Raw genomic sequence first — 22890 nt, forward strand, 5'->3', positions numbered from 1 at the left:
GAACGTTCTGCCGTTTTTGCAACCGCCCCCGGCTTATTTCGCGTCCTTCACCGCGATCACCTCGATCTCCACCAGGAAGCCGGGATTGGCGAGCGCAGCGACGCCGACCACCGAGCGGGCCGGCAGGTTGGGCTGACTTCCGCCAAAAAATTGGGTATAGCCTTCCATGAAGGCCTTGAAGTCCATCGGCGCCGACGCGTTGTGCACCAGGAAGACCTGCATCTTCACGACGTCGCCCATGGTGAGGCCGAGCCCCTCCAAAATGCCTTTGATGCGGTTGAGCACGCCGACGGTCTGAATTTTGGTGTCGCCATAGGCCTCTCGGCTCTGGGGATCGGCATCCTTGTTGGCAACCGGCGGCACCTGGCCGCTGACATAATAGGTCGTGGCATTGCCGGTGACCTGCACGGCCTGCGCGATCGGAAAGGTCGAGTTCGGAATGGGATGCCGGATGACCTCGGCGTGAGTGGTGCCCGCATGGGTAGTCGCAAGCAGCGCGCCAACGACCGCGGCGGTTCTGAAATTCATTGGTTCCCCCTCTTGCCGGGACGTCAGCGACGCGCGTCCCTCACCTCATTCGCCGTCACTGCATCATCATAGCTATTGCCGAAATGCGTGCGCAGATAATTCACGACGGCCGCGATCTGCGCGTCCGTCATCATCTCGCCGAACGGCGGCATGGCACGCCGGCCGTTGAGCACGAGATAGACGGGATAGCCGCGCGCTTCCAGATTCTTGTCGGCGACGAGCGACGGATAGACGCCGGCGCCAGAGGCCCCGCCGGCATCGGGCATGTGGCAGCCCTGGCAGACATTGGCGAACAGCTCCTCGCCCGTGGTCTCCGCAAAATTGAAGCCCGAGCTGAAGATGTGGTTTTCGGGGCCGTCATGCGCCCGCGCCGTTGCCGACAGCATCATGAGTGCCGACAAGGCAAGCCGCACCGGCCATCGCTCCCGTCGTAGGCCCTGCCTCGTCAAGCCCTGCCTCGTCAAGCCTTGCCTCGTCAAGCCTTGCCTCATCACGTCCTCACCACGCGGTCATGCAGCCGCGCAATCGCGTCGAGCGCGGAGAGGATCGCGCCCTCCTGCCAGGCCGGCAGTGCAGAGGCATGCTCGCCCGCGAGCACGATGCGGCCATCGATCTGGCAGAGGTTGTTGTAGTGCACGGCGCGCGTCTCGTCGCTCCAGTCGCCGCTGCAACCGAGCACGAAGGGCACCCGGTGCCAAGCGACCGCGATGCCGTTTTCGAATTCGCTTTTGTATTGCGGGTGAATGACGGCGCCGAACTCGACGGCGCGCGCGACCCGCTCGGCCGGCGACATCGCGGTGAATTCGTAGGAGTTCGGACCGTCGAACAGATAGGCGCCGAGCAGCACACCGCGTCCTGCGCGGTTGTAGTCGTAGTTGGGATAGGCGATCTGGCGGATCGGCAGATCGGTGTAGCTGATGCCGCCATAGATCGCCTCGTCCTCCTCCCAGAACCGGCGCTTGAATTGCAGGCCGATCTTGACGGACGCGGCATAGGGAACGGCATCGATCGCGGACTTCATGGCGGCGCCGACGTCCAGCGGCAACTGGCTCAGGATCGTCAGCGGGATCGTGCAGACGCACCAGTCGCCGTGCACCTGCTGCACCGCGCCCGGATTCTTGGCATCGACATAGCTGACGGTGACGCCGCGCGCGTCCTGCTGGATCTGCGTCACCTTGGCATTGTAGCGGATGAGATTGCCGACCTCCTTCGCAAAGGCCTTGCCGATCATGTCCATGCCGCCGACCGGCTGGAACATCGTGGTCTGAAAGTTGTAGTGCGCAAAGCCGCGCAAATAGCGCCAGAGCCGCGACTTCAGCACCTCCGGCAGACCAACCGGCTCGCTCGGCTCCGGCATCGCCGTCAACCCGCCGCCGGGATCCTTGGTGTAGCCGCGGAACTCCGCCGAGATCAGATTGGCCTTGTAACCATAGCCATTGTCGAGCGCGCCCCAGGAGCGCAGCGCCTGAAGCAGGATCTCCTGATCCTCTTTCGACACGGTCTCGTCGAGCTTGCCTTGCTGCGTCACCTTTGCGAGCAGCTCGGCGATCTGGCCCTGGAAATCCGCCTTCACGGCGCGCAGCCGCTGCGGCCTGCCGCCGAAGGCGCGCACCGAATGCAAGAGAGCGTTGTGGTTGAGCTGATTGAACGGCTCGAGCGCGACGCCCAGGCGCCTGCAGTAGTCGAGCAGCGCGCGGTGATGATAGGGAATGCGCCACGGCCCTGGATTGAGATAGAGACCGTCCTCGAACTCGCACACCTGCTTGTGGCCGCCGAGCTCGGTAAAGGCATCACCGCCGCGCAGCGTCCAGTTGCGGCCGCCGGGGCGGCTGTTGAATTCGAGGATCTGGACTGTGTAGCCCGCCTTGCGCAGCTCCAGCGCCGCGGTCATGCCGGCAAGGCCCGCGCCGAGCACGAGCACGGAGGCGCCCTTCGGATCACCTTCGAGCCGGATCGGCCCGTTGTAGCGCGACTCCGACGCGAGCCCGAGGCTCGTCATCGCGTGATACATCGCCGCGCTGCCGGCCACCGTGCCGATCAACGCAAGAAGATCACGTCGCCTGACGCTCACGGGTTCGCTTTGCATGGCGTTATGGGAGAGGGCCCAGTCCTGAGCCGTCAGCAAACAGCACGCCGCGGAGCGAGGCAACACACGCGTTGTTGATCGGCGCACCTTCGCACGGCGCGACGAGGATACTGATCGCGATCCTCGTCATTTTGGCCGCAAATACGACGTCACGCGACCTTGCGCGCCTCCGCCTTGCCATCGAGGAAGCCCATGAGCCGGCCGCGGATGATCTCGTTCGCCTCGGCCATGATGCGGTCGACGAGCTCCTTGCACGAAGGGATGTCGTGGATGAGGCCTGCGACCATGCCGCAGCTCCAGGCGCCGGCATCCATCTGGCCCTCGATCATGATTCTGGGATAGACGCCCGCGACCTGGTCGTGGATGTCGTCGATCTTCAATTTATCGCCCTTCTCGCGCTCGATCTCGAGCAGACGATCGACATTGGCGTTCTTCAGCACGCGCTCGGTGTTGCGCAGCGCGCGCATGATCAGGCGAGTGTCGAGCTCGGTCGCTGCGACCAGCGCATTCTTCACGCTCTGGTGCACCGGCGCCTCCTTGGTGGCGATGAAGCGCGTCCCCATGTTCATGCCGCTGGCCCCAAGCGACAGCGCTGCGACGAGGCTGCGACCGTCGGCCATGCCGCCGGAGGCGACGAAGGGAATCTTCAACTCTTCCGCCGCGCGCGGCAGCAGGATCATGTTGGGGATGTCGTCCTCGCCGGGATGGCCGCCGCATTCAAAACCGTCGACGCTGACCGCATCGCAGCCGATCCGCTCGGCTTTCAGCGAGTGGCGCACCGAGGTGCATTTGTGGATCACCTTGATCCCGGCCGCCTTCAGCGCAGGCATGTATTGTTCCGGGCTGCGGCCTGCGGTCTCCACGATCTTTACTCCGCCTTCGACGATCGCGGCGATATATTCCGGATAAGGCGGCGCCGAGAAGGTCGGAAGAAAAGTGAGGTTCACGCCGAACGGCTTGTCGGTCATCTCGCGGCAGCGCGCGATCTCCTTGGCAAGCAGCTCCGGCGTCCTCTGGGTCAGCCCTGTGATAATGCCGAGCCCGCCGGCATTGGAGACGGCGGAGGCGAGCTGGGCAAAGCCGACAAAATGCATGCCGCCCTGGATAATCGGATGCTCGATGCCGAACAGTTCGGTGATCGCAGTCTTCACGTAGACGTCCTCCCGGATGTTTGTCTGGCGCGAGTTTAGCCGTAGACCTGCGCCGCGGTCACCATTTCTCTCCGAAGGGACGGATCTCCATCTCGAAGGTCCAGGCGCTTCTGGGCTGCTGGTAGAGCTGCCAATAGGATTCCGCGACCGAGGCCGGCGGCATCAGGAGGTCGGGATTGTCGAGCGCGTCGGGACCGAGCGCTTCGAGGCGGCGCTGCCGCACCCATTCGGTGTCGACGCCGGAATCGATGATGAGGTGGGCGACGTGGATGTTCTTCGGCCCCAATTCACGCGCCATCGCTTGGGCAACCGCGCGCAGGCCGAACTTCGCGCTAGCAAACGCCGCATAGCCGCTGCCGCCGCGCAACGATGCGGTGGCGCCGGTGAAGAAGATGTTGCCGCCGCCGCGCGGCAGCATCAGCCGCGCCGCCTCGCGCCCCGCCAGGAAGCCGGAATAGCAGGCCATCTCCCACACTTTCCGGAACACGCGCTCGGTGGTGTCGAGGATCGGGAAATTGACGTTGGCTCCGACGTTGAAGACGCAGACTTCTAGCGGCGCGTGCTCATCCGCGTCGTTGAGGAAGGAGATGATCTCCTCTTCCTTGCGCGCATCGAGCGAGCGGGCGTGGATCTCGCCGCCGGCGGCTTCGATGTCGCGGACGAGCGGCGCGAGCTTGTCACCGTTGCGCCGTCCGGCGAAGACGGTGAAACCTTCGGCGGCGAACTTCTTGACGATCTCGGCGCCGATATAGTCGCCGGCGCCGATGATGGCAGCCGTGGCGTTTCGCTTGGACAAGGTCGCCTCCTCCTGTGGGGCCGCGACGCGGCGGCATCGACCGCCCGGGCGACGCGGGCCGTTGGGTGATATTGAGGTCGAGGCTATAGTTCTAAAATAGAACTGTCAAACTTTCGCTTTGCTGGCCAGATGTTCGAGCAGAATATCCTGATCTTCCGGACAGGTTCTTTTTCAGACTTAATCGAAAATCGCTGGACTGGTACCGCCGAGCTTGAGACCCGCCCCGTTCCGGGACCGTCTTCGCGTGCTCTCCACCCCGGCCCGGAACAACGCCGAAAGGCAGCGGTTCTCCCTGGTGCAATTCAAGGGCACCGCGACAGGTGCTCGAATCCATCCTGCCGAGCGAGGAGCGAGACATGAGCGACTTTCGCGACATCCAGCATGGCGTCAACGATCCCGTCAGCGGCGTCGACGTGAAGCGGCGGATCAACAACAACGAGACGCCGCACGAGCGGGCACAGCGCTACGCCGACGTCCGCGCGATGCCGAGCGCCCAAGAGGACGAACCGTTCCTGCCCGAAAGGCTGCGGCGGTCGCCGACCAGGCCGCTCAACCCGCGCACCGGCCGCAATCCGACCAACTAGTCGCAGACACGGAATGTCCCTCGTGCCTTGGCTTTACAGGATGGACACGGTGCCCGCTCGCCGACCGAACAACGATGGCACTCGTTACAGTCAAGCCAACCCGGATCGATATCGCGATCGCCGATGAAGTCGCCGCTCATGCCAGGCTTGGCATGAAAGAGGCCGCGAAATCTGGCCGGTCTCATCCGCAGCCGTGTTCTACCTCATCGTCTCGGCAAGCGTTGCAGCGGCGTTTGCGGTCGCACTGTCGCGTGGGGAACCGTCGCCGTGTCGATGTGGTGGCTGCGTCGCAAGCTGCGCGTCGTGCGCCATCGCCGACAGCACGGCCACGCATCGGCGAACGGGCTAGCGCCGAAGCGACAGAAACTCGTGCATCTCGACGGCGGCCTGAAGCTGCTCGAGACGCGCCGCAAGCAACTCGCGCTGCCTTCCACCCTGCAGTTTTGCAAGTTCGCCTTCGAGCCGGAGTCGGTGCGCTTCGAGCCGTTGCTCGAACGTGTGGGGATCAGAACGTTTCCGTTTCCGCATCGCGACCTCGTGGGGGTTGCAGGCCGGGGCTGTTGGCCCAGCGATCGAGTTGCTCAATTACTCTTCGATGACTTGGCCGGCGCGGCTCTGGCGCCTCGGGCTCTTCGGATAGTTTGCGCGGCAGTCTGACCTCGTCGGGCATGGCGTCTCTCCAGTTCTTGGAGCGATGTTGAGCTTCAGTATGATCCTTTGCAGCCACCCTCACAATTACATAAGTTATTGATTTTTCGTGATAATTTCACTCACTTGGCAGAATTTGAGAAGCCTGCGGAACCCGCGCCGAGTTGGTTCGTTGAGTAAACTACTCATCTTGCCAACTTTGAGTGGCTGAACATGAACGATCTTCGCGCCGAGCGACTGCAGGTCATGCTCTCGCCTGAAGAACTGAGTGCAGTCGACGATTTCCGCTTCCGCCACCGCATGCCGACCCGCGCAGCCGCTGTGCGCGAGATTCTCAAGCTGGGTCTCGCCGCTGCGGGCGTCGACGCCAAGGCCGGCGTCAAGTCGAGCGATTTCGGCGTGTTCGGCCGCGGGCCCGAGGGGCACACGCCGGACACCCCGAACGGCAATGCCGAGGATTGATCTCGATCGAGAATCCAAAAGCAAACGGCCCCGGCACGGGGGTGCCAGGGCCGTCCTTGGAGATTGCTTCCAGCCCACCGGGGGTATTTAGCCGAAAGCAATCCGTCTACGCGACGAAGATGGATTCGTTCCTCGTCCGAATCTCAGCCCGTCGGCGGCGTGCCGGAATCGTCCGGCGTCATGCCAGAGCCCGGCGCCTTGCTCGCATCATTCAACTTGGGATCACGCGTCGCTTCCTTCGAGGGCGAGCCTTTCGAACCGGACTCATGGACGGTCTGCGCGCGCTGCTTGTCACGCGGCTGGTCTTCGGCGCGCTTGTCGCGAACGATGCCATGGTTGGAATGCGTCATGGTTGCACTTCCAGCTTTGCGTTTGCCTTCAAGACGCTTACGCGCCGCAACGGCGATGGTTCCGGCGCGTCAGCGGGGATCAGGAAGGTGAGGCGCGCCTAGCTGCGCGCATGCTGTGCGACAGGCGGCGACGAGTGTGCCAAGTGGACTTGCCGGAGCGTCGTCACGGTCGCGAAGGTGACAGAAATGCCAAACGCCATGATGAGAACGAACAGAGCCAGACGGGGAGCCATTGCAATCCTCCTGCTGGAAATGAACAAACGCGGTTTTGTAGCGACTTTTCCCGGGTCATCATCAGTTGGTCGCGCATCGTCCGTGAGCGGTCTTACACGAGGACTCACGAACGCGAGAGCGGCTATGACGTCCGCTTCTTTTGCAGCACGCGTTGGGCGACTGGCGGGATTTCGCCGTCGAGCCAGTCCTGTTCCTCCGCCAGCGCCGACCAGGCTTCCGCCATCCGCTGGTAGCGCTTGAAGGCGGGTTGCCCTTCGGCCCGCTCGGCAAGATGCAGGCAGTTCTCGGCGTTTTCCCTGAAGATATCGGATTGCTTCATGTGGAACAGGTGGTGAGCACAGGTGCTGTATGCAACCGCCCTTACCGGATCGTAATGTCGCAGGAACTTCGGCTTAAGCCCGCTATTGACGGTCCAAGCACGTGATCGTCGCTACTGTCTGTTGTTCATGAGCAAGAACACGGCGGGGCGAGACTCCGCACGCACGCAGACGGCAACCGGCGCCATCAGCGGTCTTTATGCGGTCGGGCGATTCCAGCAGGGCCTGCTCGAGCACTTTCTGCGAGCGCCCGACAATGACGCGCTCAGCGCCCCGCGGCCGCTCGGTGCGCCGTTCTGCGCATAGGCCGCACCGGCGATCGGTAAGGTGGCCGCGATGGCTACGGTTACTATTCTCATAACTGGCTCCTTCCTTTCGCGGGCTAACCGGAGTTCGCGCGCTCCGTTCCGAACGACCCCGCCTCGCCGTTCCGCATTGGGAACGGAAAAAATTCCTGAAACCGGATGGAACCCTGTTCCCTCCCCTGCGTTGTTTTCGCCGGGTTGAGCGAGGCAGGTTCCAGTTTTTTCATGCTCCGATGTGGCAGCTTGATTTGGAATTTCGCTGACGTTCTATTTCCAAGACTGCGTGCTTGCGTTGGATTCGGATACGCACCTGCGGGGGAATGACATGAGCGACCTCGATCCCGGACCAGTTTCGCAATCCGGTCGTCGCGTCCCCAAACGACAAGTAAATGGCACTCCGGAAGCCGACTCCCGGCAGGAATTGCTGCTGGCATTGCAAGCGATGCGCAGCGGTGATTTTTCCGTGCGCATGAGCGGCGATTATCTCGGCATCGACGGCAAGATCGCCGACACCTTCAACGAGATCATCGCCGCCAACCAGCGCATGGCGCAGCAGCTCGAGCTGGTCGGCCAGGTGGTGGGCCGCGAAGGCAAGACGCGACAGCGCGTGAAGTTCGGGCTTGCGAGCGGCTCGTGGGCCGACATGGAAGGCTCGGTCAACACGCTGATCGACGATCTCCTGTGGCCGACGCGTGAGGTGACGCGCGCGGTCGCGGCGGTGGCGCAAGGCGACCTGCTGCAAACCGTCAAGCTCGACGTCGACGGCCGCCCGCTGCGCGGCGAATTCTTGCAGTCGGCGACCATCGTCAACACCATGATCAAGCAGCTCGGCGTGTTCACCTCCGAGGTGACGCGTGTGGCGCGCGAGGTCGGCACCGAAGGCAAGCTCGGAGGCCAGGCCCAGGTGCCGGAAGTGACCGGCGTCTGGAAGGATTTGACCGAGAGCGTCAACTCGATGGCGAACAACCTGACCAACCAGGTGCGCAACCTCGCGGAGGTGACGATCGCGGTGGCCAATGGCGACCTGTCCAAGAAAATCACGGTCGACGTCCGCGGCGAGATTTTGCAGCTCAAGGAGGCCATCAACACGATGGTGGACCAGCTCCGCTCCTTCGCCTCGGAAGTGACGCGCGTGGCGCGCGAGGTCGGCACCGACGGCAAGCTCGGCGGCCAGGCCATCGTGCCCGGCGTGGCCGGCACCTGGAAGGACCTCACCGACTCCGTCAATGCGATGTGCGGCAACCTGACCGCGCAGGTGCGCAACATCGCCCACGTGACCACGGCGGTCGCCCGCGGCGACCTGTCCCGCAAAATCACCGTGGACGTGCGCGGCGAGATTCTGGAGTTGAAGGACACCATCAACACCATGGTGGACCAACTCAACTCCTTTGCTTCCGAGGTGACGCGCGTGGCGCGCGAGGTCGGCACCGAAGGCAAGCTCGGCGGCCAGGCGCAAGTGCCTGGTGTGGCCGGCACCTGGAAGGACCTCACCGACAACGTCAACTTCATGGCCTCGAACCTGACTGCGCAGGTCCGCAACATCGCCGACGTCGCGACCGCGATCGCGAGCGGCGATCTCTCCAAGAAGATTACGGTGAACGTATCGGGCGAGATCCTTCAGCTGAAGGAAACGCTCAACACGATGGTCGACCAGCTCAACGCGTTCGCCGGCGAAGTGACGCGCGTGGCACGCGAGGTCGGTACCGAAGGGCGGCTCGGCGGCCAGGCCAACGTGCTCGGCGTCGCCGGCACCTGGAAGGACCTGACGGAGAGCGTCAACTCGATGGCGTCGAATCTCACCGCCCAGGTCCGCAACATCGCCGAGGTGACGACGGCGGTTGCCAACGGCGACCTCTCCAAGAAGATCACCGTGGACGTGCGCGGCGAAATCCTGGAGCTGAAGGACACCATCAACACCATGGTGGACCAGCTCAACGCATTCGCGGGCGAAGTCACGCGCGTTGCGCGCGAGGTCGGCACCGAAGGCAAGCTCGGCGGCCAGGCCATGGTGCGTGGCGTTGCCGGCACCTGGAAAGATCTCACCGACAGCGTCAACTCGATGGCCTCGAACCTCACCGGCCAGGTCCGCAACATCGCGGAGGTGGCGACCGCGGTCGCCAAGGGCGACCTGTCGAAGAAGATCACCGTGAACGTGTCGGGCGAAATCCTCCAGCTCAAGGAAACGCTCAACACGATGGTCGACCAGCTCAACGCGTTCGCCGGTGAGGTCACGCGCGTGGCGCGCGAGGTCGGCACCGAAGGCAAGCTCGGCGGCCAGGCCGAAGTGCCCGGCGTCGCCGGCACCTGGAAGGATCTCACCGACAGCGTCAACTCGATGGCGGGCAACCTCACCGCCCAGGTTCGCAACATCGCCGAGGTGGCGACCGCTATCGCGGGCGGCGACCTCTCGCGCAAGATCACCGTCGACGTACGCGGCGAGATTCTGCAGCTCAAGGACACCCTCAATACGATGGTCGACCAGCTCAACCGCTTCGCGGGCGAGGTGACGCGCGTGGCGCGCGAGGTCGGCACCGAAGGCCGCCTCGGCGGCCAGGCCAACGTGCCCGGCGTTGCCGGCACCTGGAAGGATCTCACCGACAGCGTCAACTCGATGGCGGGCAACCTTACCGCCCAGGTCCGCAATATCGCCGAAGTCACCACCGCCGTGGCGCGCGGCGACCTGTCACGCAAGATCACCGTGGACGTGAAGGGCGAAATCCTCGAGCTCAAAAACACCATCAACACGATGGTGGACCAGCTCAACGCCTTCGCTTCTGAAGTAACGCGCGTCGCGCGCGAGGTCGGCACCGAAGGCAAGCTCGGTGGCCAGGCCCAGGTGCCTGAAGTTGCCGGCACCTGGAAGGACCTCACCGACAACGTCAACTTCATGGCCTCGAACCTGACCGCGCAGGTCCGTAACATCGCCGAGGTGGCGACCGCGATCGCCGGCGGTGACCTTTCGAAAAAGATCACGGTGGACGTCCGCGGCGAGATCCTGCTGCTCAAGGACACCCTCAACACGATGGTCGAGCAGCTCCGCTCGTTCGCCGCCGAAGTGACGCGCGTCGCACGCGAGGTCGGCACCGAAGGGCGGCTCGGCGGTCAGGCCGTGGTGCCCGGCGTCGGCGGCACCTGGAAGGACCTCACCGACAACGTCAACTTGCTCGCCGCAAACCTCACCACGCAGGTGCGCAACATCGCCGAGGTCACGACCGCCGTCGCGCGCGGCGACCTGTCTCGCAAAATCACGGTCGACGTGAAGGGCGAAATCCTCGAGCTGAAGAATACCATCAACACCATGGTGGACCAGCTCAACGCCTTCGCCGGCGAAGTCACGCGCGTCGCGCGCGAGGTCGGCACCGAAGGCAAGCTCGGCGGCCAGGCCCAGGTGCCCGGTGTCGCCGGCACCTGGAAGGATCTCACCGACACCGTGAACTTCATGGCGGCGAACCTCACCGAGCAGGTACGCGGCATCGTCAAGGTCGTGACCGCGGTCGCCAACGGCGACCTCAAGCAGAATCTCACCGTGAAGTCGAAGGGCGAGGTCGCAGCGCTGGCCGACACCATCAACAACATGACCGAGACGCTCGCGACCTTCGCCGATCAGGTAACGTCGGTGGCGCGCGAGGTCGGCGTCGAGGGGCGCCTCGGCGGCCAGGCCAACGTGCCGGGCGCCGCCGGCACCTGGAAAGACCTCACCGGCAACGTCAACCTGCTGGCGGCCAACCTCACGTCGCAGGTGCGAGCCATCGCTGAGGTCGCGACCGCCGTGACCAAGGGCGACCTGACCCGCTCGATCCAGGTCGATGCCCGCGGCGAGGTCGCGGAGCTGAAAGACAACATCAACACCATGATCACCAACCTGCGTCTCACGACGGACGTGAACACCGAGCAGGATTGGCTGAAAACGAACCTCGCCAAATTCACCAACATGCTCCAGGGCCAGCGCGACCTCACCACCGTCGGCCGTCTCCTGCTCTCCGAGCTGTCGCCACTGGTGAACGCCCATACCGGCGTGATCTACCAGATCGAGAACGAGGACAGCCCGCAGCTCCGCCTGCTCGCCTCTTATGCCGGCGACGGCGCCTATCCCTATCCGCAGGTGCTGCAATTCGGTGACGGTCTCGCCGGGCAATGCGCACTCGACAAGCGCCCGCGCATAGTCGCGGACATCCCGGCCGACGTGGTGCCGGTCAACTCGGCGCTGCTGCGCGCCGTGCCGAAAAACCTGGTGGTGTTGCCCGTGCTGTTCGAGAGCCAGGTCAAGGCGGTGATCGAGCTCGCCTCGCTCGCCTCCTTCACGACCTCGCAAATGACATTCCTCGAGCAGCTCACCGACTCCATCGGCATCGTCCTCAACTCGATCGAGGCGACGATGCAGACCGAAGGCCTACTCAAGCAGTCACAACAGCTCGCGGGCGAGCTCCAGGCCCAGCAGCGTGAATTGCAGCAGACCAACGATCAGCTCGAGCAGAAGGCGCAGCAGCTCGCCGAGCGCAACGTGGAGGTCGAGCGCAAGAACCAGGAGATCGAACAGGCCCGCCGCGCGCTGGAGGAAAAAGCGACCGAGCTCGCGCTGACCTCGAAATACAAGTCCGAATTCCTCGCCAATATGAGCCACGAACTGCGCACGCCGCTGAACTCGATCCTGATTCTCGGCCAGCAACTCACCGACAACCCGGATGGCAACCTCTCGGCCAAGCAGGTCGAGTTCGCCCGCACGATCCACGGCGCCGGCACTGACCTGTTGAACCTGATCAGCGACATTCTCGATCTTTCCAAGATCGAGTCCGGCACGGTGACCGTCGACGCCGAGGAGATCCTGACCGCAAACCTGCTGGAGACCGTCGGGCGTCCGTTCCGGCACGAGGCCGAGAACCGCAACCTGTCCTTCAACATCGAGGTCGATCCGAACCTCGCCCGCAGCATCGTCACCGACTCCAAGCGGCTGCAGCAGGTGTTGAAGAACCTGTTGTCGAACGCCTTCAAGTTCACGGCCGAAGGCGTCGTGCGGCTGAAGGTCGCCGGCGTGCTTGGCGGCTGGACGCCGGATCACCCCGTGCTCAACGCTGCGCCGGCAGTGATCGCGTTCGAGGTCTCCGATACCGGTATCGGCATTCCCCTGGAGAAGCAGAAGCTGATCTTCGAGGCCTTCCAGCAGGCCGACGCCGGCACCAGCCGCAAATATGGCGGCACCGGCCTTGGGCTCGCCATCAGCCGCGAACTCGCAAGCCTGCTCGGCGGCGAAATCCACCTGCGCAGCGCGACCGGCAGGGGCTCCACCTTCACGCTGTACCTGCCGCTGAAATACTCGGGACCGACACTCGCGCCACGGGCCGCGCCCGTAGCCAACCAGCCGCCCGCGCTCCAGGCGCAGGCGACTGCGCCCGAGCGCGTCATCGAGCAACTGCCCGACGACCGCCTCAATCTCGAGCCGGGTGATACCATTCTGCTGATCGTCGAGGACGATCCGCATTACGCCCGCGTGCTGGTCGATCTCGCCCGCGACAAGGGTTTCAAGGTGCTGGTCGCCGCGCGCGGCGCCGAAGCCCTCGAGCTCGCCAAGCAATACCAGCCGACCGCGGTATCGCTCGACGTGTTCCTGCCGGATATGCTGGGCTGGACGGTGTTGAGCCAGCTCAAGCACAATCCGCTGACCCGGCACATCCCCGTGCAGATCATCACGCTGGACGAGGATCGCCAGCACGCGCTCGCGCGCGGCGCCTTCTCCTTCGTCAACAAGCCGACAACGACCGAAGGCGTTTCCGCCGCACTGACCCAGATCAAGGAATATGCAAGGCCGCGGCGCAAGCGGCTCCTCATCGTCGAGGACAACGAGGCGGAGCAGCTCTCCATCCGCGAGCTGCTGCATCACGACGACATCGAGATCGTGGCCACCGACACCGGCGCCGGCGCGCTCTCGACGCTGCGCGACGCTCCTTACGACTGCGTGGTGCTGGACCTGCGTCTGCCGGACATGAGCGGCTTCGAGGTGCTGGACCAGATCCGCAGCGACGAGGCTCTGTCGAATATTCCGGTCGTGGTCTTCACTGGCCGAGAGCTCTCGGCCGAAGAGGATGCCGAGCTCCACACCATGGCGCGCAGCATCGTGGTCAAGGGCGTGGAGTCACCCGAACGCCTGCTCGACGAGACAGCGCTGTTCCTGCACCGGGTGATCACGGAGCTGCCGACCGAAAAGCAGCGCATGCTGGAGAAGCTGAACAGTTCCGACGAGGATCTGATCGGCAAGACCGCGCTGCTCGTCGACGACGATGCCCGCAACATCTTCGCGCTGTCGAGCGTGCTGGAACGGCGCGGCATGAAGGTGTTGACCGCCACGACCGGCCGCGAAGCGGTGACGCTGGTGGAGTCCAGTCCGGAGATCGCGATCGTGTTGATGGACATCATGATGCCGCAGATGGATGGGTATCAGACCATCGGCGTGATCCGCGAGAACCCGGCCCTTTTGCGCCTGCCGATCATCGCGCTGACTGCGAAGGCGATGAAGGGCGACCGAGAGAAATGTCTGGAAGCGGGTGCTTCCGACTACCTCGCCAAACCCGTCAACACCGATCAGTTGCTGCTTGCGATCCGCATGTGGCTGCATCGCTGAGTGGGATCCGAGTATGGACCACGAAAAGGTCAACATCCTCCTCGTCGACGACCAGCCGGCGAAGCTGCTCGCCTATGAGGTGATCCTGAAGGATCTCGGCGAGAACCTCGTGATCGCCTCCTCCGGCCGCGAAGCGCTGGAGATCTTGCTGAAGAGCGAGATCGCGGTAATCCTGGTCGACGTCTGCATGCCCGAGCTCGACGGCTTCGAGCTCGCGGCGATGATCCGCGAGCATCCGCGCTTCCAGAAGATCGCGATGATCTTCATCTCGGCAATCCAGGTCTCCGATATCGATCGCCTGCGCGGCTACGAGATGGGCGCGGTCGACTACGTTCCGGTGCCGGAGGTGCTGCGCGCCAAGATCAAGGTGTTCGCCGAGCTCTATCGCAAGACGCGCGAGCTCGAGCGGCTGAACCGGGAGCTGGAGGATCGCGTTCGCGCGCGCACCGCCGAGCTCGAAAGCTCCACCGCCAAGCTGCTCGAGAGCGAGCAGCGGCGCAGCATGGCGATCGCCGCCGGCAAGATGGGATCCTGGGACTGGGACTGGATCAACGGCGACTGGATGTGGGACGAGGGCCAGTATCGCATCTTCGGCGTCAGCCCGGAGGCCTTCGACGTCACCTCGGCCAGCGTGCAGGCGCTGCTGCACCCCGATGATGTCGATCAATTCCGCAAGGCGATCGCCGAATTCAACACGGGCACACGCGCCTATGAAGCCGAATTCCGCATTCAGCGGCCGGATGGCGAGGTGCGCTGGTGCGTCGGAACGGCGGCGGCGACGCTGGACGGAAACGGTCGCGTGGTGCGGGTGAGCGGCGTCACTGTCGACATCACCGAGCGCAAGCGCGCCGAGGAGCGGCAGAACCTGCTCGCCCGTGAAGTCGATCACCGCGCCAAGAACGCCCTGGCGCTCGCGCAATCAATCGTCCGGCTGACCCGCGCCGACGACGTCAAGACCTACGTCAACGCCGTCGAAGGACGCATCAATGCGCTGGCGCGCGTGCACACCATCCTGTCGCTGTCGAGCTGGCAGGGGGCCGAGATCAGCAAGCTGATCGAGGAGGAGCTTGCCCCCTACTCGCTCGGCGGCCAGATTCGTCTGTCGGGTCCCGAGGTGCAGCTGGTTCCCGCTACCGCGCAGACGCTGGCGCTTGCACTGCACGAGCTGTTCACCAATTCGGCCAAATACGGCGCGCTGTCGACGCGGTCGGGGCGACTTGCGATCGGCTGGGAGGTAGATGGCGAGATGCTCGCGCTGACCTGGGAGGAATCCGGGGGGCCGCTGGTCAGGCAGCCAAAGACGCGCGGCTTCGGCACCAAGAGCCTGCTTGCGAGCGTCGAGTCCCAGCTCGGCGGACAGGCGCAATTCGATTGGCGTGCCGAGGGTCTTCTGTGCCGCCTCGAAGTGCCGCTGACGCGGAAGGCGACGCTGCCGGCAGCCGAAAAATTCGACGCTGCGATCGCCGGCGAATTGCAGCGCGCCTCAGGCTAGCGCCGGGCACACACCCTCACCGCCTGCATCTGCAACGGCGCATCCGCGATGCGCCCCTCGAGCCACGCTTCGCTCCGCTCAAGATCGCGCAGGGCCATCGCATAGCTTCGCGCGGCGCGCTGCTCCGCGCCACGCGGCAGCGTGCGCGCCTTGCGCAGCATTTCCGCCGCCGCGTTGCGATAGGCAAGCGAGCGGTACAGAAAGATCACCTTTCCCATGATCGAGCTTCCCTCGTCGTTGCTTCGGTCCTCATCTTCACAGGCCTCGCATGAACGCCACCTGAAGATCGCTCACCGTGAATGTTTGTTCCGGAAGATGCGGTGTTCGAGGAACTCACGGTGATCCGGCGCGTTTTCAGGATGATTGTCGAGGGTGACAATGCGAACGCGAAAATCGCCACGCTTGGTTTCGACCGCAGGCGCCATCACGCTGATGACGCAGGCGATGATGGGCGCGGCCCTCGGGCTCGCCTTTGGCCTCGCGCTCGTGCTCATCAATCCTGCCGTTGCGGCGCTGCTCAGAGCTGGTGGAAGCCCGACGATTGTCGTGTTTGTCATCACACTCGTGACGAGCTTTGCGATCGGCGCAACGCTGACCGGGGTCGTGTTCGTTTTGATGGATGACGAAGAAACTTGAAGCACGCGTTGCGGCGCATGCGGCATCATCGAGGCCGGCACGCTGCAACTGGCGAATGGCCGACCCAGGTTCGAGAATCTCGGCGCGCAGTTTCAGAGTCCGGTACGCATCCGGGTCCTCATCCACGGCGAGCACCCGGCTTCACCGGCGGACGGCCATGCGGGCCGGTTTGTGACCGTTCTTGTTGGGATCGCTCTTGAGGCCCGCGCGGAGGCCCATCCGCTCGCCGATATTGGGCAGGAGATCGCCGCCACCGGCCGACTTCCAGTCGACGATTAGTTGCTTCATGTCCTGGCGCAATCCGAGCAATCGGAGCGCGCTTTCGCTGCAATCACGATCGCGGTTGACGAGATCGCGCACCGACGCCTCAAGGTCGATCATCTCAGACCTTAACACACTGATTTTACGACGAATTTCATTAATTCTGTTGTCCATGACTTGTTAGAACAAAATAAGAACATATAGTCAAGAAACGATTCAGGGATGGAGAGTGGAAATGCGAGTGGAAGGTAAATACGACGCCAAGGATTTCCTCGCCGCGCAGATGACGCGGGCCCAGGTCCTGCGGCTGAGGCGGCTAAGCGAGGAGGCCTATCAGCCCGGCCAGTATGCCAGGGATCTCAGCTTCGACGAGGCGGCAAAGCGCATCCAGGCGCTGGAGGCCGAGATCGAGCTTGCCAATTCGTTCTGACCTGCCGGGTCAGCTCGCTCGGAACTATTGCGCGCCAGGCACTGTTCTCCCGCAACCGAGGGAGATCACCGATGGCACGCAAGGCAAAGAAACGGCGCTATTCGAAGAGCTCCGGCAAGGATGTCGAAAGCGAGATGCGCCGTTACAAGAAAGGCACGGCCAAGAGCGGTCCTGGCGGACGCGGTGGACGCGTGAAGAGCCGCAAGCAGGCGATCGCGATCGGCGTGTCCAAAGCGCGCAAGAAGGGCAAGAAGGTCCCGAAGAAGAAGACGTCGAAGCGGACGAGCTCGAAGAAGAAGTCGAGCAAGAAGCGCTCACGGTGAGACGACATTCGGCGGCGAAGCTCTCGTGCGCCGCCCAATGTCGATGCGTCGCCCTCAGATCATAGTGCCGGGCATGAAGCAGCGGATCGAAATCCCGAACGCGGTCTTGACCGGCCACACCATGGTGCGGCCGGCACGGTTGGGTTCAGTGATGATGGCTTCGTCAGGCACCTCGACCCATTGGCCGTCGATCCGAACGCGATAGTGCCCATTGTGGGATTCCCAGTCCGGATCGGCGAGGGCGACGCCATCGGCATCCGAGCAGCAGGGACCGAGATGGCTGCGCAGGCTGTCGAACCAGGGCTTGAGAGGTGAATCCGTATAGCGCCCGTCATCCCGCCCGGCGGCGCTTTGGGCAAAGAGTATGAGCGGCGCAAGGAGCAGCGCGCCCCTGCTGAAGGCCCTCAATCGATCCATCTTCGGCACCGACTTCCGACGAAGTCCGGTTCCACAAAGCGGCAACGCGACCGGAAGTTCCGCCTTGAGGACCGCCCTCGTCCGACGAGCAGCACAATGCGACTCGTGACCACTTTGAGTTAGTGTGGTTTTTGGGGCCGAAGCCTGTCCGCAACGCTCCCGTTAACGCGAATGTTATCGGAAGCCTGTGGGAATCTCCCCGAGACGCGAAAAGGCGGCCCGCGGGCCGCCTTTTGCCTGAGCTGCTTGAGGCCGATGCGCCGGCTTACGCCAGCGGCACCGCGACGAACTTCGTCGCCTCCGCGCTCTTCACCTGCAACAGCACGCTGCGTTTGCCAGCAGACTTCGCCTGCTTCAGCTCAGTCCGGACGTCGTCGATGCTGGCAACGGCCTTGCCGCCGACATTGAGGATGACGTCACCGGTCTGGATGCCGCGGCTTGCCGCCGGGCCTTCCGGATCAACCGAGGTGACGACGACGCCCTTCTGGCCTGCGCCCTGCACGTCGCCGGCCGGAGCGAGGCCGAGGCCGAGACGCGGCGTGCCGGCGGTCGACTGACCTTCATTCGCCTTCTCATTCGCCTTGGCCTGACGCTCGTTCGGCAGCTCGCCGAGGTTCACGCTCACGGTCTTGCTCTCGCCCTTGTGCCAGACGTCGAGCTTCACAGAGCTGCCCGGTGCCATCGTGCCGATGGTGCGGGCAAGATCGCGGGAGTCCTTGACCGCGGTGCCGTTGACGGCGGTGATGACGTCGCCGGCCTCAATGCCGGCCTTGGACGCCGGGCTGTTGTCCTGTGGCGTGTCGACGATCGCGCCACGGGCTTCCTTCAGCCCGAGGCTGTCGGCGATATCAGCCGTCACCGGCTGCACCTGGACGCCGAGCCAGCCGCGCGTGACCGAGCCCTTGTCCTTGAGCTGGGCGACGACGAGCTTCGCGGTATTGGCCGGGATGTCGAATCCGATGCCGACCGAACCGCCGGACGGCGAGAAGATCGCGGTGTTCACGCCGATCACGTTGCCGTTCATGTCGAAGGCCGGACCGCCGGAGTTGCCCTTGTTGATGGGCGCGTCGATCTGGATGTAGTCGTCATAGGGGCCGGCGCCGATGTCGCGGCCGTTGGCCGAGACGATGCCTGCCGTCACCGTGCCGCCGAGGCCGAACGGATTGCCGACGGCGACCACCCAGTCGCCGATCCGCGGGCGCTGCTCGGAGAATTTCACGAACGAAAAGTCCTTCTTGCCGTCGACCTTGATCAGCGCGAGGTCGGTCTTCGGATCGGTGCCGACGACCTTGGCCGTGTAGATCGTGCCGTCGTCCGCCGTCACCTGCACGGACTGGGCGTGGTCGACGACGTGATTGTTGGTCACCGCATAGCCGTCGGCCGAGATGAAGAAGCCGGAGCCTTCGCCGGTGATCACGCGGTGGCGCTGCGGCATGCCATTGGGCATTTGCTGCATGCCCTTCGGCAGGCGGAAGCCGAATTCCTTCGGGAACTGATCGAACGGCGAATCCTCATCCGAATCCATCCGGTTCTGCTGCAGCATCGCACTCTTGTCGTCGGTCTGATCGATCTTGACACGCACGGAGATCACTGCGGGCTTCACCTTCGCCACCAGGTCGGCGAAGCCGGGCGGGGTCGGCGTCGTCTCGGCAGCGAGCGCGGGCGAGGTGAAGGAGGCGCCGCCAAACGGCGAATATCCGGTCGGAGCAGCGGCAAGCACGGCAACGCCGAGCGCGGCCACGGTGCCGAGCAGCGCGAGGCGCCGGGGTTTCAGGATCGCACGCGGCCGGGCGGAATCGGGATTGATGTGGTCGTTCATGTCGAATTGTCCATGTTGGATGAGCAGTCGCCTTGCCCGCAACATTGACGATGCAACATTACGACGTCCCGTCCACGCGATTAATTCTTGGCAAAGAAAGCTGCGACGTGCCGCCGCGGGTGACGGCGCTTGATGCAGGTCAACGCGCATCGATGGATCGGTGAAAAATTACGGCGTGGAAATGAAATGATCTCCGCCGGAGGCGCCGCCATGATCAAAGATATTCTCGTCCACATCCCGACCGAACGCCCAATGCGCCCGGTCATCGACGGCGCGGTGTCGCTCGCAGCCGGCTTCAACGCCCATCTCGATGCGGTCTCGGTCGGCTATGTCGCAACCAGCACGGCCTATGTGATGGAGGGCGGCGCGGCGATGGCCGCCGTGTTCGAGATGGAGCGCGAACGAGCGGTGGAACGCGCCGAGACGGCGCTCACGGTGTTCGAGACGGAAGCCGGGCATGCCGGGATTTCCCGTAGTTGCCACCCGGTCGGTGCGATCCCGGCAGATGCGATCGACGTGGTCGGCGCGATGGCGCGACTCCACGATCTCAGCGTCGTGCTGCAGCCCGATGCAGAACAAGGATCCTTCGACAGCGACCTGCCGCAGGAGATCCTGTTCCAGGCGGGTGGGCCGGTGCTGTTCCTGCCGCATATCTTCCGCGGCACCCTCAAGACACGGCGGATCGGCATCGCCTGGGATGGCAGCCGCGTCGCGGCGCGCGCGATGCGCGACGCGATGCCGTTCCTGTCGCGGGCCGAGGAGATCGTCATCATGACGGTGAACGAATCGACGTCGGCGCCCGGCACGGCTTCGGCGGATCAGCTCGCAAGACATCTGGCACGGCTCGGGCTGGAAGCTCGGATCGTCAGCCTGTCGGCGAGCCGCGCCGACATTCAGCCGACCATCCTGTCACTCGCGGCCGACGAGAGCCTCGATCTTCTGGTGATGGGCGGCTACGGCCATTCGCGCTTGCAGGAGCGCGTGCTGGGCGGCGTCACCCGCGCAATGCTGCAAACGATGACGGTCCCGACGCTGATGTCGCATTAGCGCGAGCTTTGCGCCTCACGCGGCGGCGGTGCGCTGCCACTCTCCTGGGGCTGCTGCGTCGTCAGCGCCTCGTGTATTGCACGCGTCGAAGTGAGCCTTCAGCTCTGCTTCGGCGAGATGTTCGAAATGCTCGGCTTGGCCGAGAAGATCCCAGCTCTGCAGGGGTCGATACGCCGCCTGCTGACGGCACAGGGACGCCAGAGCACGGTACCGACGCACGTTCTCCATGAGAATCTCCCACCTTGGCCACGCCCGGCTTATTTCGCCGGTTTGCGTCACACTCATTGCACTCGTGCGAAACATTTTCTGCGCGGACTACTCTTTTCTTGAAAGAGTTAACGCGTACGCCGGTCCGTTGGCATTGCCCTGGGTCAAACTTCGGGGATGTTTCGCCGAGACCTGAGTTCTAATCATGCCACAAAGTTGCGGCATCTGTGGGGCAAGTCACAGCCAAATGAAGCAATTTTGGCTATGAGTTCCACGGTATGGCCGCAAACAAGGTAACGGCGGTACACAGGGGCTGCGACAGATGAGCATGCAGCCCGCGACTTCCCGAGCCGCACGGAACTGGAGCCGGCGGCTCTTTCATTTAGGCAGGTTAGGTAGCGGCGCCACTCCACCGCGGGAATCGCGCCAATCGCATCCAAATACCGCCACTCGACAGATTGCGGCAAGACTCCGATTAGCGGGCGGTGACTACCGGACGAGCTCGCTCTCGCCGGCACGTACCAGCGACGCCGAACTATATTGCAGCTTCGGAACCCGACTGGCTTCCGCGGCAACGCGGATGGCCGCGATGTTGTTCGCGTAGTCAGCGCTGCCGTTGCCGCGGAACACCGCCGATCCCGCCACCAGCGTATCCGCGCCGGCGGCTGCAACCACGGCCGCGTTGTCGTGCGTTACGCCGCCATCGACCTCGAGCCGGATCGGCCGGTCGCCGATCATTTTGCGGATGCGCTGGATCTTCTCGATCTGCGAACCCAGGAAGGATTGCCCGCCAAAACCCGGATTGACCGTCATCACCAGAATGAGATCGAGGCGGTCGAGCACATATTCGATCGCAGCTTCCGGCGTTGCCGGGCACAGGCTGACGCCGGCCTTCTTGCCGAGCGCGCGGATCGCCTGCAACGTGCGATCGAGATGCGGGCCGGGCTCGGCATGGACCGTGATGATGTCGGCACCGGCTTTCGCGAAGGCTTCGAGATAGGGATCGGCCGGCGCGATCATGAGGTGGACGTCGAACGTCTTGGTCGTGAACGGCCTGATAGCCTTGATCACGTCGGCGCCAAAGCTGATATTGGGCACGAAATGCCCGTCCATGACATCACAATGGATCCAATCGGCACCGGCCGCGTCGATCGCGGCGATCTCCTCGCCGAGCTTTGCGAAATTCGCCGCCAGGATCGATGGCGCAATGATGATTTCCTTCGTCATGGCTTTGCACTCCGCGCGTCAGCTCCGCCGCTGAACACGCGGCTCGCCAGCACGTCAGCGGAATCGATGGTCTCGAGGTCAGCGATGTCGAGCATGCGGTCGAGATCGGCAACCAGCCGGTCGGCCTGGCGCAACCGGATGCGATCGACCGCGTTGCGGATCGAGCGCGCATTGGAGAAGAACGGCTGCGTCCGCCGCAGCGCGATGTACTTTTCGAAAGCCTCGCGCGCGGCAGTCGAGAAGCGATATCCCCGCTCTTGCAACATCAAGTCCGCAATGAAGAGCAATTCGGCTTCCGAATAGTCGGGGAATTCGATGTGGTGGGCGATGCGCGAGCGGAAACCCGGATTGGAGGCAAAGAAATTCGTCATCCGCTCGCCATAGCCGGCGAGAATGACCACGAGGTCCTCGCGCTGGTTCTCCATCACCTGGAGCAGGATCTCGATCGCCTCCTGGCCATAGTCGCGCTCATTGTCGGGCCGGTGCAGGTAGTAAGCCTCGTCGATGAACAGCACGCCGCCCATCGCTTTCTTCAATATCTCTTTCGTCTTCGGCGCAGTATGGCCGATATATTGCCCGACGAGATCATCACGCGTCACCGAGATCACCTGCCCGCGCCGCACGAAGCCGAGGCCGTGGAGGATCTTCGCCATGCGCAGCGCGACGGTGGTCTTGCCGGTGCCGGGATTGCCGGTAAAGGACATGTGCAGCGTCGGCGGCGAGGATACGAGTCCCGCGCGCTGCCGGATCCGCTCGATCAGCAGCAGCGACGCGATCTGGCGCACCCGGCTCTTGACCGGCTTCAACCCGATCAGCTCCTGCTCGAGCTCGCGCAACGTCTCAGTGATCCCCGCCGCCTCGGCCTCCTTGCGCAGATCGAAGGCGGCCTCGCTGGTCTCGGTCTTTTGTGGCACATCAAGCATCGGCGCCTCGAATAAAAAGGGCTTCGCTGCGAAC

General features: G+C 63.9%; 24 protein-coding genes. 10 read left to right on the top strand and 14 right to left on the bottom strand.

Translation table 11 applies throughout. The features are described 5' to 3' along the window. Positions 1-33: 33 nt before the first annotated feature. The 5 genes from NLM33_RS16300 to NLM33_RS16320 form a co-directional block, all read right to left on the bottom strand. Positions 34-528 carry a RidA family protein gene (locus NLM33_RS16300; protein WP_254097022.1) on the bottom strand — a complete coding sequence of 165 codons (495 nt, stop codon included), beginning with the start codon at positions 526-528 and terminating at the stop codon, positions 34-36. A 23-nt stretch (positions 529-551) separates the two neighbouring features. Further along, positions 552-977, bottom strand: a complete 426-nt coding sequence (locus tag NLM33_RS16305) for a cytochrome c (RefSeq protein WP_254097023.1) — start codon at positions 975-977, stop codon at positions 552-554. Between the two features lie 41 nt (positions 978-1018). Next, positions 1019-2614, bottom strand: coding sequence for an NAD(P)/FAD-dependent oxidoreductase (locus NLM33_RS16310; protein WP_254097024.1), 1596 nt, complete (start codon positions 2612-2614; stop codon positions 1019-1021). A gap of 149 nt (positions 2615-2763) precedes the next feature. Then, complete coding sequence (locus NLM33_RS16315; protein ID WP_254097025.1) at positions 2764-3765, bottom strand: nitronate monooxygenase family protein; 1002 nt, start codon at positions 3763-3765, stop codon at positions 2764-2766. Positions 3766-3823: 58 nt separating this feature from the next. Then, a complete protein-coding gene (locus tag NLM33_RS16320; protein WP_254097026.1) occupies positions 3824-4561 on the bottom strand; it encodes an SDR family oxidoreductase in 738 nt (245 codons plus the stop codon). 356 nt (positions 4562-4917) lie between these two features. Between NLM33_RS16320 and NLM33_RS16325 the strand changes: the two genes are divergently transcribed. The 3 genes from NLM33_RS16325 to NLM33_RS16335 all read left to right on the top strand — a co-directional run bounded on the left by NLM33_RS16325 (position 4918) and on the right by NLM33_RS16335 (position 6255). After that, entirely contained in the window at positions 4918-5145 is a 228-nt protein-coding gene (locus NLM33_RS16325; RefSeq protein ID WP_254097027.1) for a hypothetical protein, read from the top strand. A 267-nt stretch (positions 5146-5412) separates the two neighbouring features. Beyond that, positions 5413-5802, top strand: coding sequence for a hypothetical protein (locus NLM33_RS16330; protein ID WP_254106201.1), 390 nt, complete (start codon positions 5413-5415; stop codon positions 5800-5802). 204 nt (positions 5803-6006) lie between these two features. Then, on the top strand, positions 6007-6255 hold the full coding sequence (locus NLM33_RS16335; RefSeq protein WP_254097028.1) for a hypothetical protein: 249 nt from the start codon (positions 6007-6009) through the stop codon (positions 6253-6255). A gap of 143 nt (positions 6256-6398) precedes the next feature. Here the strand turns inward: NLM33_RS16335 and NLM33_RS16340 are convergent, their stop codons facing one another. After that, positions 6399-6605 carry a hypothetical protein gene (locus NLM33_RS16340; RefSeq protein WP_254097029.1) on the bottom strand — a complete coding sequence of 69 codons (207 nt, stop codon included), beginning with the start codon at positions 6603-6605 and terminating at the stop codon, positions 6399-6401. Positions 6606-6960: 355 nt separating this feature from the next. Beyond that, positions 6961-7158 carry a hypothetical protein gene (locus NLM33_RS16345; protein ID WP_254097030.1) on the bottom strand — a complete coding sequence of 66 codons (198 nt, stop codon included), beginning with the start codon at positions 7156-7158 and terminating at the stop codon, positions 6961-6963. 127 nt (positions 7159-7285) lie between these two features. On the opposite strand from NLM33_RS16345, the gene NLM33_RS16350 reads away from it, so the two are divergent. From NLM33_RS16350 to NLM33_RS16360, 3 genes are all read left to right on the top strand, one after another. Next, on the top strand, positions 7286-7462 hold the full coding sequence (locus NLM33_RS16350; RefSeq protein ID WP_254097031.1) for a hypothetical protein: 177 nt from the start codon (positions 7286-7288) through the stop codon (positions 7460-7462). A 324-nt stretch (positions 7463-7786) separates the two neighbouring features. Continuing rightward, entirely contained in the window at positions 7787-14074 is a 6288-nt protein-coding gene (locus tag NLM33_RS16355) for a HAMP domain-containing protein (RefSeq protein WP_254097032.1), read from the top strand. Positions 14075-14087: 13 nt separating this feature from the next. Beyond that, positions 14088-15566, top strand: a complete 1479-nt coding sequence (locus tag NLM33_RS16360) for an HWE histidine kinase domain-containing protein (RefSeq protein ID WP_254097033.1) — start codon at positions 14088-14090, stop codon at positions 15564-15566. Here NLM33_RS16360 and NLM33_RS16365 read toward each other — a convergent pair. After that, positions 15563-15784 carry a hypothetical protein gene (locus tag NLM33_RS16365; protein WP_254097034.1) on the bottom strand — a complete coding sequence of 74 codons (222 nt, stop codon included), beginning with the start codon at positions 15782-15784 and terminating at the stop codon, positions 15563-15565. The two genes, NLM33_RS16360 and NLM33_RS16365, sit on opposite strands and share 4 nt — an antisense overlap. A 214-nt stretch (positions 15785-15998) precedes the next feature. Between NLM33_RS16365 and NLM33_RS16370 the strand changes: the two genes are divergently transcribed. After that, entirely contained in the window at positions 15999-16202 is a 204-nt protein-coding gene (locus NLM33_RS16370; protein ID WP_254106203.1) for a hypothetical protein, read from the top strand. Between the two features lie 141 nt (positions 16203-16343). Here NLM33_RS16370 and NLM33_RS16375 read toward each other — a convergent pair whose 3' ends face one another. Continuing rightward, positions 16344-16583, bottom strand: a complete 240-nt coding sequence (locus NLM33_RS16375) for a hypothetical protein (protein WP_254097035.1) — start codon at positions 16581-16583, stop codon at positions 16344-16346. 115 nt (positions 16584-16698) lie between these two features. Between NLM33_RS16375 and NLM33_RS16380 the strand changes: the two genes are divergently transcribed. Next, positions 16699-16893 carry a DUF3072 domain-containing protein gene (locus tag NLM33_RS16380; protein ID WP_254097036.1) on the top strand — a complete coding sequence of 65 codons (195 nt, stop codon included), beginning with the start codon at positions 16699-16701 and terminating at the stop codon, positions 16891-16893. Positions 16894-16964: 71 nt separating this feature from the next. Continuing rightward, positions 16965-17216, top strand: a complete 252-nt coding sequence (locus NLM33_RS16385) for a DUF6496 domain-containing protein (RefSeq protein ID WP_254097037.1) — start codon at positions 16965-16967, stop codon at positions 17214-17216. A gap of 54 nt (positions 17217-17270) precedes the next feature. On the opposite strand, the gene NLM33_RS16390 is transcribed toward NLM33_RS16385, so the two are convergent. Then, positions 17271-17633 (bottom strand): hypothetical protein, encoded by a 363-nt coding sequence (locus tag NLM33_RS16390; RefSeq protein ID WP_254097038.1) that lies wholly within the window; start codon positions 17631-17633, stop codon positions 17271-17273. 265 nt (positions 17634-17898) lie between these two features. Further along, positions 17899-19452: a Do family serine endopeptidase gene (locus NLM33_RS16395; protein ID WP_254097039.1), complete on the bottom strand. Its 1554-nt coding sequence runs from the start codon at positions 19450-19452 to the stop codon at positions 17899-17901. Between the two features lie 210 nt (positions 19453-19662). On the opposite strand from NLM33_RS16395, the gene NLM33_RS16400 reads away from it, so the two are divergent. Continuing rightward, the gene (locus NLM33_RS16400; protein WP_254097040.1) at positions 19663-20499 is read left to right on the top strand and encodes a universal stress protein; all 837 of its coding nucleotides are present in this window, start codon (positions 19663-19665) and stop codon (positions 20497-20499) included. 15 nt (positions 20500-20514) lie between these two features. Here the strand turns inward: NLM33_RS16400 and NLM33_RS16405 are convergent, their stop codons facing one another. The 3 genes from NLM33_RS16405 to cbbX form a co-directional block, all read right to left on the bottom strand. Further along, positions 20515-20727 carry a hypothetical protein gene (locus NLM33_RS16405; protein ID WP_254097041.1) on the bottom strand — a complete coding sequence of 71 codons (213 nt, stop codon included), beginning with the start codon at positions 20725-20727 and terminating at the stop codon, positions 20515-20517. A gap of 468 nt (positions 20728-21195) precedes the next feature. Continuing rightward, a complete protein-coding gene (gene rpe / locus NLM33_RS16410; RefSeq protein ID WP_254097042.1) occupies positions 21196-21933 on the bottom strand; it encodes a ribulose-phosphate 3-epimerase in 738 nt (245 codons plus the stop codon). Beyond that, a complete protein-coding gene (cbbX, locus tag NLM33_RS16415; protein ID WP_254097043.1) occupies positions 21930-22856 on the bottom strand; it encodes a CbbX protein in 927 nt (308 codons plus the stop codon). Before cbbX ends, rpe begins: the two co-directional genes overlap by 4 nt. Between the last annotated feature and the right edge of the window lie 34 nt (positions 22857-22890).

Source organism: Bradyrhizobium sp. CCGUVB1N3, from assembly GCF_024199925.1.
Lineage (GTDB): Bacteria > Pseudomonadota > Alphaproteobacteria > Rhizobiales > Xanthobacteraceae > Bradyrhizobium.